Genomic DNA, 3,038 nt, shown 5'->3' with positions numbered 1-3,038 from the left:
CGCGCTTTCGTGCTCGCCTGCTTCGAGATATGCGGCGAGGTTGCCGGCCTGTGCGGTGAGTGCGGGGGCTGTGCGGGCGCTGAGGATCAGCGGGACGGGCAGGGTCTCCGAGGTCTCGGGCGCCGGCTGGGGCTGCGGCGGCGCGGACTCGAGGATGACGTGTGCGTTGGTGCCGCTCATGCCGAAGGCCGAGACTCCGGCGCGCCGTGCGCGTCCGTCGGTCGTCCAGGGCCGGGACTCCGTCAGCAGCGAGACGGCACCACTGGACCAGTCCACCTGCCCCGTCGGTGTCTGCGCGTGCAGCGTCCGCGGCAACACCCCACGCCGCAACGCCTCCACCACCTTGATCACACCCGCCACACCAGCAGCCGCCTGCGCATGACCGATGTTCGACTTCACCGAACCCAGCCACAACGGCACCTCACGACCCTGCCCATACGTCGACAGCAGCGCCTGCGCCTCGATCGGATCACCCAATCGTGTCCCGGTGCCGTGGGCCTCGAGCATGTCCACCTCGCCCGGGGTGAGCCCGGCCGAGGCCAGGGCCTGGCGGATCACCCGCTCCTGGGAGGGGCCGTTCGGCGCCGTGAGCCCGTTGCTGGCGCCGTCCTGGTTCACGGCCGAGCCCCGCAGGACGGCCAGCACCGGGTGGCCGTTGCGTCGCGCGTCCGACAGCCGCTCCACGACCAGCAGGCCCACGCCCTCGGAGAATCCGGTGCCGTCCGCGTCCGCCGAGAAGGCACGGCAGCGGCCGTCCGGGGACAGTCCGCGCTGGCGGCTGAACTCGATGAGCATGTCCGGTGTCGCCATGACGGTGGCACCGCCGACGAGCGCCAGGCTGCTCTCGCCCTTGCGCAGCGACTGCGCCGCCAGATGCAGCGCCACCAGCGACGACGAGCAGGCCGTGTCGACGGTCAGGGCCGGGCCGGTGAAGCCGTACGTGTAGGACAGGCGGCCGGAGGCGACGCTGCCCGCACTGCCGGTGCCGAGGTAGCCCTCCACCTCCGCGTCGGGCCGGCCGAGCCGGGACCGCCCCCCGTACTCGGTGTAGATGAGTCCCGTGAAGACGCCGGTGTCGGAGCCGCGCAGGGTGGCGGGGTCGATGCCCGCCGACTCCAGCGCCTCCCAGGAGGTCTCCAGGAGGAGTCGCTGCTGTGGGTCCATCGCGGTGGCCTCGCGCGGGCTGATCCCGAAGAAGTCGGCGTCGAACTCGGCCGCGTCGTACAGGAATCCACCGTGCCGAGTGGAGGTGGTCCCGGGGGACGACAGGTGCGGGTCGTAGAGCGCGGAAACGTTCCAGCCGCGGTCCTCGGGAAACTCCGAGATGGCGTCACGGCCCTCGGCGACGAGCTGCCAGAGGTCCTCGGGGGAGCGCACGCCGCCGGGGTAACGGCAGGCCATGCCGACGATGACGACAGGGTCGTCGGCCTCCGCCGCGCCGGCGTCCCGTGCCGCGCCCCGGTCCTCGGTCGTGGCGCCGGCCGGGGCGAGGAGTTCGCTGTGCAGATGGGCGGCCAGCTCGGCCGGGTTGGGGTGGTTGAAGACCAGGGTCGCGGGCAGCCGCAGACCGGTGACGCGGGCGAGGCGGTTGCGCAGCTCGACCGCCAGGACCGAGTCGAAGCCCAGGTCCTTGAAGGCCCGGTCTGCCGCCAGGGTGGCCGTGCTGTCGTATCCGAGGACGGCTGCGACCTCGTCCCGGACCAGGTCGCTGAGTGTGGCGCGCTGTTCGCGCTCCGACTGGCGGCGGAGCCGGCCTGCCAGGCCACCGCCACCGTCCCCCGCCTGTTCGGCGACCCGGCGCCGCGGCCGGGGTACCAGCCGGTGGTCCTCGGTGCTCCGGTTCGCCGCCGGTGCGGCAAGGTCGGACGGGGCGGGGGCACGCAGGGTGATGCCGTCGACGGTCACGACGGCCCGGCCGCTGGGGTCGGTCGCGGTGAGGTAGACGGTACTCCCGTCCGCCGTGGGTGCGATCCGCACGCGGAGCAGTCGTGCCCCGGTCGCCCGGAGCGTGACCCCGGACCACACGAACGGCATGAGCACGTCGGCAGGGGTCCGGTCGAGCAGCGCGCGCGGGTGCAAGGCGGCGTCGAGCAGCACCGGGTGGATGCCGAAGGCGGCGGTGCCGTCGTCGGGCACGGGGATGTCCTCGGGCAGGGCGACCTCCGCGTACACGGTGTCACCGTCCCGCCAGGCGGCCTGCACGCCGCGGAAGGTCTCCTCGTACGTCACCCCGAGATCCGCGAGGTGCGCGTACAGGCCTTGTGTGGCGAGGAGTTCGGCACCGGTGGGCGGCCAGGCGGCGGGCGGGCCCAGGGGCTGGTCGTCGTCCGTGGCTTCGGCGGCGCGGGACAGGGTGCCCTCGGCGTGCTGTTCCCAGCTCTGTTGCCCGTCGCCGGTGCGGGCGTGGACGGCGAAGGCCCGGCGGCCGTCGTCCGCGGGCGGCGCCAGCACCACCTGCACGGCGACGGCGGTGTGCTCGTCGTCCGGCAGTACGAGGGGCCGGGTGAGCACCAGTTCCTCGACGTGGTCGAGGCCGGCCGTGTCGGCGGCGTACAGCGCGAGTTCGGCGAGGGCGGCGCCGGTCAGGAGCCGGGTGCCGTCCAGGGCGTGCTGGCTGGTCCAGGGCTGGGCCGTGCGGGAGACAGCTCCTTCGAGTACCAGGCTGCCGTCGTCGGCCCGGTCGACCACGGTGCTCACGAACGGGTGCCGTTGGGTCTGCGCGCCACCGGTCGGTGCCGGCGTGTCGAGCCAGTAGGGGTGGTGGTCGAAGGCGTACGTCGGAAGCCCGGCCGGCGGCGCCGCGTGCGGGGGCACCCGCGCCGGCCAGCGCACCGGGTAACCGTGCACGAACAGCGTGGACACCGCCGTCAGCAACGGCACATGATCGTCACGGTCACGCCGCAGCGTCCCCGTCACCACGACGCCATCGGCCCTGGCCTCGTCCACCGTGTCCTGCACCCCGGCCGTCAGCACCGGATGCGGACTGACCTCCACGAACGCCCGGAACCCGTCCGCGTACAACGCCTCCACCGTGTCCT

The 3,038-nt window shown here is 73.5% G+C and carries 1 protein-coding gene; it reads right to left on the bottom strand.

The window, feature by feature from the left end:
• Window positions 1–3,038, bottom strand: a 3,038-nt coding sequence (locus ABB07_RS40340; RefSeq protein WP_208904028.1) for a beta-ketoacyl synthase N-terminal-like domain-containing protein, incomplete at both ends; no start/stop codon positions are given.

The organism is Streptomyces incarnatus (assembly GCF_001027185.1).
Lineage (GTDB): Bacteria > Actinomycetota > Actinomycetes > Streptomycetales > Streptomycetaceae > Streptomyces > Streptomyces puniciscabiei.
Note: the sequence above shows the minus strand (reverse complement) of the source record. Positions and strands in the feature narration are given on the sequence as shown.